The organism is Synechococcus sp. H60.3 (genome assembly GCF_047462295.1).
Taxonomy (GTDB): Bacteria; Cyanobacteriota; Cyanobacteriia; order Thermostichales; family Thermostichaceae; genus Thermostichus.
This window is the reverse complement of sequence record NZ_JANSIY010000132.1, coordinates 1-6,054: the sequence shown is the minus strand read 5'-3', so window position 1 is coordinate 6,054 and position 6,054 is coordinate 1. Positions and strand designations below refer to the sequence as shown.

Below are 6,054 nucleotides of genomic sequence, written 5' to 3'. Positions count from 1 at the left end.
CATCAAGTCGCATACTAAGGCAACAGTTTGCGGAACAGCTCAATAAAGTGTACTGGGGAAAGGCTAAGCTTTGGCATAATTCTAAGTGTATTGTCTCATGCGGCGGTGCACCTCTAGAAATTGTGAAGCGATATATCCAGAGTCAGTCAGGAGGCGCTATCCCTCCCCACCGTATAGACGGTGGGGAATCCCGCGCCTTACGTTGATTTTCCCAGACTCCCTCACCCCCGGCCCCTCTCCCAGAGGGAGAGGGGAGTTAGACTTGACTTTGGAAAAATCCCTTGCCCAGAGGCGGGAGAATAGATCAAACCGCTGGGCTCTGGAATAGCCACGGCTAGGGCGCACCCACAATCACAGTGGTGTCTTGCATTGTCTTCACGACGGTCTCGCCTCCTTCCGAGAGCACAACCCGTCGCTCTGGCACCGATACTCCGGCCACCCTGGCAGTTTGGTAGTTCTGCCCGGCCTGCACCACAGAAGGGATCACGCCTGGACCGGAAACCAGCGCAAAGGATTCACCGCCGATTTGGACAACCCCAGAAACTTGCACGCTGCGGGCAAAGGCCGCCGGGTCGGGAGTGGGCGTCGGGAGCGGGGTGGTCACTGCTACGGGCACTTCGCCACCATTGCCGGGCGGCGGCAGTTCCGGAGGCGGAGGTAGAGGTGGCAGATCAAGGGTCGGCTCAGGGGCACGCACGTTCTGGGGCACAAAGGGATCCGCCCGTCCGGCTCCACTTAAGGCCCGCTGGGTTTCCTGCTCCCGATCCACCGGTGGGATCAGGCTAGAGGCAGCTTGGGTGGTTTGCAGAAGAGAAGGCACCGGCGGCGGTTGGTCAGGAGCGGTCTGGCCAAAACCGTCGGGCAGGTTTGCCGTTTGTTGCCGGGCAAGAGCCTGCATCTGGCTGGCTCCCCGCGCCAGAGTAGCGTTCATGTCCTGTTCCCAACGGCCTGAGGCATTCAGCCGCATGATCACGGGGCTGCTGCCGCCGCGCGACTCCACCCAGATCTCGGCTGCTGTGTCGCTCAGCCGACGGGAGCGGAGGATGCGGGATCCCGGCGGCAAAAGCGGCTGCAGCGCCAGCTCCGCTTCGGGAACCGCTTGTTCGTTGGCCAAAGCAGAAGATAAACGAGGGGACAAGCACAACATGCCCCCTGCCGACAACAGGAGGATCCCAAGTGAGAGCAGTTGGCGACCAGGCGAAGATTTCAGCATAGAGACCACCGGCAGAGAGCCTCGCATCACCAAAATAGCCAAAATCTTGGGGATGGGGCTCCATCGAGCTGCTTTTTTCAGCAACAATGCTAGGATTTCCCAATCAAAGCCTCAGCCCCTGTCGATAGGGATCCCGACCTCAAAGCCGGCCCCTGTCCGAGCGCAGCCCAATTTGCCATAATGAAGAGAGACTGTAAACATTTGTTAAGGCCATGACTGTCTCTGCTCTGGATCCTGTCAACCCCGCTCGTCTGGAGGAAATCGCCCAACGCTTGCGCAGCCAACGCCCTGCGGATCGCATGGTGGCCTTGGCCCAGTTGCGGGATGTGCCAGCGGAGCAGGCGGTGCCGCTGATTTTGCAGGTCATCGACGACGAAAACCTGCAGGTGCGCTCTTTTGCCGTCTTTGCCCTGGGGATCAAGCAGACGGACGCCTGTCTGCCCAAGCTGCTGGAGATCCTCACCCAAGACCCGGACTACGGCATTCGCGCCGATGCAGCAGGCGCCCTGGGCTACTTGGAAGATCCGCGGGCTTTTGAGGCCCTGGTGCGGGCTTTTTATGAAGATGTGGAGTGGCTGGTGCGCTTCAGCGCCGCCGTGGCCCTGGGCAACCTGAAGGATCCACGGGCCTATGAGGTGCTGCTGCGGGCGTTGGAGGGGCCGGAAGTGTTGCTGCAGCAGGCGGCTATTGCAGCTCTGGGAGAACTGGGGGATCTGCGGGCTTTGGATCACATCCTGCGGTTTGCCCAGTCGGAAGATTGGCTGGTGCGGCAGCGGCTGGCCCAGGCCTTGGGAAATCTGCCCTCGCCCAAGAGTGTTTCTGCCCTCAACTATCTGGCCAGGGATCCCCACGATAGCGTTGCCGCGGCGGCTTTGGATTCGCTGCGGCGGCTGCGCCAAAGGGGCTTCCCAGAACCCACGCCTGAGGCGGGATCCCGGCCAGCCGATTCGGAAGCAAGCTAAGCTGGAAATCCGGGTTTGGCCTGGTGTAGGGAGGCGAGGATTTGCCGACCCTTGTTGTTTCCTGATCCCCTGCTGCGATGGTTACCAGCCCCCATCCTCTAGTTGCTCCGGAGATAGCCGGATCCCCCTCTCGGCCCCGCATTGTGGCGGCCCTTTCTGGGGGGGTAGACAGCTCCACGGTGGCGGCCCTTCTCCACGAACAGGGCTATGCCGTGGAGGGAGTGACTCTCTGGCTGATGCGGGGGAAAGGCCAGTGCTGCACCGACGGCCTGGTGGATGCTGCTGCCATCTGTGAGCAATTGGGGATCCCCCACCATGTGGTGGATAGCCGTGAGCTGTTTCAGGCCGCCATTGTTGATTACCTGGTGGCCGGCTATGGGGAGGGGATCACACCGCTGCCCTGCTCCCAATGCAACAAGCTAGTGAAGTTCGGCCCCCTGCTGGCCTATGCCCGCGAGACGCTGGGCATCTCTCAGATCGCCACCGGCCACTACGCGCGGGTGCGTTTTGAGGCCGAGCTGGGGCGCTATCAACTGCTGCGGGCGGTGGATCGGCAGAAGGATCAGTCCTATTTTCTCTACGACCTCAGCCAGGAGCACCTGGCCCACAGCCTCTTCCCCTTGGGCGAGTACACCAAGGCCCAGACCCGTCAGATTGCCGCGCGCTACGGCTTGGTTACGGCAAACAAGCCCGAAAGCCAGGATCTGTGCTTGATCGAGACCTATGGCTCGATGCGCAACTTTTTGGATCAGCACCTGGGTCAAAGGCCGGGGGAAATTGTCGATACCCAGGGGCGAGTCCTGGGATATCACGAAGGTATCCACCACTACACCGTCGGCCAGCGCAAGGGGCTGAGGATTGCCTCTTCCCGTCCGCTCTATGTGGTGCGCATCGATGCGGCCATGAACCGCGTGGTAGTGGGAGAGCGGGAAGAAGCCACCCAAGCTGAGGCGTGGGTGCGGCGGGTGAACTGGGTCTCGATCCCTGCGCCGGCAGAACCCTTGGCCGTGGAAGTGCAGGTGCGCTACCGTACCCCACCGGTGCCGGCTATGGTGATCCCAGAATCGCCGGAGCGGGTGAAGCTACAGTTTGCCGAGCCGCAATTTGGCGTCACCCCTGGCCAAGCCGCTGTCTGGTACCACGGGGATCTCCTGCTGGGAGGTGGCATCCTGGAGCGCCCTTCTCCCTAACTAGAGATTCGGCAGAGCTCTCTGGCATTACTCCCCTCTCCCCCTGGGAGAGGGGACGGGGGTGAGGGCTGACTTCCCCCTGGGAGAGGGGCTGGGGGTGGTCGCGTGAGCGGCGCGGAGCGCTTGGGCTGACTTCCCCTGGGAGAGGGGCCGGGGGTGAGGGCTCCCCTTTTTTGCCATCCGAGACAAACGCCGCAATCAAGAGGCCGCTTGCCCCTTCAAGTGCTGCAGGGATCGGAACAGGAGCACGATATAGGTCCAGGCAAGTGGCGTAACTGCTACCCCCCCGACCACCCCAGGCACCAACCCAAGCACAGTCCCATCAAAGCCGAGGATCGAACCTAAGACTCCTGCAAAAACAACAAAAACAAAAAAGACAACAGCCCAAATCAAACCTGGAACCACAAGAGCCCAAAACACGCCCCACCAGCGGCCCTTGACAAGGTTCCAACTGTAGCGCAGCCCTTCTGTAGCTCCTCGATTTTCCAAGGCAATGGCACAAGGGGTAAAAACCAGCCTGACTCCCACGTAAATGCCAGGAAGGATCAAAAGGAGGGAGGCAAGGAAAGAGAGGAGTCCTACTAAGATGCTGCCGAAAACCAGAGGCACTGCCTTCGAAAGGGCCCGGTCGAGGCTGTTGCCCAGCAGGGGAGCTTGCCGCTTCAGGTGCTGATCCACCAGCCAAAAGGCTGCGCCAGCCAGGATGGGAGCAACAATTAGGCTGTAGGCCAAATTGAGGATCCCCCCAAAAAGTGGGATCAGCTCTGCGACGATGGGAATGACAAAGCCGGGAGAGGCCAGGATCAACAGCGGCCCATAGACGGGGCCTACAACTTCAAACGAGCGCTGCAGAAGGAAAAACGGGTTAAGAGTAGCGCTTTGCATGGTAGAGGGATCCCTGGGGTAGACACCCTCTACATACCACACCATCCCCCTTTTTGGGCTGAGAAGGGGATTAAGCAAGTCAAAGTCTGGGTCTTGCTATACAGCAGATTTTTGTAAAATCCAGGCCGCCGCTTGTTCGCCGCTCCGCAGGGATCCCTCGATGCTGCTCTGGTGGGTGTATTCTCCAGCCCAGAGAAGGCCCGGCAGGCCGCTGCAGGTGGGAACCAGATGCTGCTGAAAGCCGGGCGGCTGGACAAACTGGGCAAAAGGGATCCGATACACCCGCAGCAGGCGCAATCGTTCCAAGGGGGCTTTGGGAAAGTAGGCCTGCAGCTCGGCCCGGCAGGCTTGGGCCAGCTCCTCGTCGCCCAGAGGGGGATCCCCCAACACCGTCACCGAATAGAGGTGTTGGCCAGCAGGAGCCAGCGCCGGGCTGAGGCGGGTGAGCTGCACCCAGTGGTTGATCCAGCCTTGGCCGCTGGCGTTGAGGTACAAGTAGGCACCGCGGGCCAGGGAAAAGGGGGCGCAGAAATAAAGGCAGGTCACTGCTCGTCCCTGGCTGGGGATGGGCACAGCAGCTTGAGGGCAGAGCTCGGCCTGCCAGGCTCGCGCTTGAGGGGCATCGGTGGCACAGACCACCCATTCAGCAGGGATCTCCTCGCCCTTGGCGGTGCGGATCCCGCGCACTTTTCCCTCTTCCACCAGGATGCGCTCCACCGAGGTTTGGTAGCGGATCTGCTCTGGGGCAAGGTGGCCGGCCAGTTGGCGGACAATCTCTCCCATGCCCAGCGCCGGGGTGACGATGGCTCCTTCGGCCATCATCTTGAAATAAAAGGCAAAGAGGCGGGCGCTGCTGGCCAGATCCGGATCCAAAAGAATGCCGCGGAAAAAAGGGTAGAAGAAGTGCTGGCAGATCTTTTGGGAAAATCCGTACTCCTCCAGGAACTCTCGCACTGAGCGGTCAGATCCCCCCAGTCCTTCCTGGAAAACCTGTTCTGGGGTGCGCCGCGCCAGCTCCGCCCGCAACTGCAGCACCTTGAGCTTGTCGCCAAAGCTGGCCAAGGGGTTGAAGAGGGAAGGGACAATGCTGGTCGGATCCCGCAGGGGATCCCCCAACAGCCAGCAGCGACCGGGTTGGGCCAGCATCGCTCCCGGACGGTAGGGGCAGGGATTGAGCTGGCCTAGATCCAGATGCCGCCGCACTTGGGGATAGGCGGTAAACAGCACCTGAAAGCCGCGATCCAAACGGAAGCCCTCCACCGCGTCGGTGCGCACCCGCCCGCCGGGGCCGTCGCTTTTTTCCAGGACTAGGACATCGCTCCAACCCGCCTGGCTCAGCACCTTGGCGCAGGTTAAGCCGGCCAGCCCTGCCCCGATAATGACCACTCTGCCCATGCTGCTGGGATCCCTTCTCCGTGGAGTATTTTACCTGGCTCGATTCCTCAAGGCTGAGTCCCCTTCTGAGGCAGGATGTTCTGGCCCCCAGATGCGAATGGCGCCATCGGCACCGCCGCTGAGAAGGGTTTGCCCGTTGGGGCCAAACAGCAGAGCACTCACCATCCCAGTCTGGCCGCCCAGGGTGCGCAACTCTTTGCCGCTGCCCAGATCCCAGAGTTTGATCTGCTGGGCGCGGTGATCGGTGCCGCTGGCCAGCAGGCGGCCATCGGGGCTGAGGGCAAGGGTGGCCAAGCCAGACAAGGGCTGGGCCAGAGTGCGCTCGAGGGATCCCGTGCCCACGTTCCAGATCCAGATGCCGGAAGCGCTGGCGGCGAGCAAGTGGCGGCCATCGGGGCTGAGGAGCACC

The 6,054-nt window shown here is 61.5% G+C and carries 7 protein-coding genes; 3 read left to right on the top strand and 4 right to left on the bottom strand.

Annotated elements, in window-relative coordinates; all coding sequences use genetic code 11:
* Nucleotides 1–11 precede the first annotated feature (11 nt).
* Complete coding sequence (locus tag NW841_RS11420) at nt 12–206, top strand: transposase (RefSeq protein ID WP_414386466.1); 195 nt, start codon at nt 12–14, stop codon at nt 204–206.
* A 128-nt stretch (nt 207–334) separates the two neighbouring features.
* Here the strand turns inward: NW841_RS11420 and NW841_RS11415 are convergent, their stop codons facing one another.
* Nucleotides 335–1,255, bottom strand: a complete 921-nt coding sequence (locus tag NW841_RS11415; RefSeq protein ID WP_414386465.1) for a hypothetical protein — start codon at nt 1,253–1,255, stop codon at nt 335–337.
* A 170-nt stretch (nt 1,256–1,425) separates the two neighbouring features.
* Between NW841_RS11415 and NW841_RS11410 the strand changes: the two genes are divergently transcribed.
* Together NW841_RS11410 and mnmA are read left to right on the top strand one after the other, a co-directional pair.
* Entirely contained in the window at nt 1,426–2,175 is a 750-nt protein-coding gene (locus NW841_RS11410) for a HEAT repeat domain-containing protein (protein WP_414347654.1), read from the top strand.
* 77 nt (nt 2,176–2,252) lie between these two features.
* Nucleotides 2,253–3,365, top strand: a complete 1,113-nt coding sequence (gene mnmA, locus NW841_RS11405) for a tRNA 2-thiouridine(34) synthase MnmA (RefSeq protein ID WP_414386462.1) — start codon at nt 2,253–2,255, stop codon at nt 3,363–3,365.
* A gap of 198 nt (nt 3,366–3,563) precedes the next feature.
* Here mnmA and NW841_RS11400 read toward each other — a convergent pair whose 3' ends face one another.
* The 3 genes from NW841_RS11400 to NW841_RS11390 all read right to left on the bottom strand — a co-directional run.
* Nucleotides 3,564–4,250 carry a glycerophosphoryl diester phosphodiesterase membrane domain-containing protein gene (locus tag NW841_RS11400; RefSeq protein ID WP_414370522.1) on the bottom strand — a complete coding sequence of 229 codons (687 nt, stop codon included), beginning with the start codon at nt 4,248–4,250 and terminating at the stop codon, nt 3,564–3,566.
* Between the two features lie 96 nt (nt 4,251–4,346).
* Nucleotides 4,347–5,645, bottom strand: coding sequence for an FAD-dependent oxidoreductase (locus NW841_RS11395; protein WP_414386461.1), 1,299 nt, complete (start codon nt 5,643–5,645; stop codon nt 4,347–4,349).
* Between the two features lie 30 nt (nt 5,646–5,675).
* Nucleotides 5,676–6,054: WD40 repeat domain-containing protein (locus NW841_RS11390; RefSeq protein WP_414386459.1), on the bottom strand; the 379-nt coding region annotated here is incomplete at its 5' end.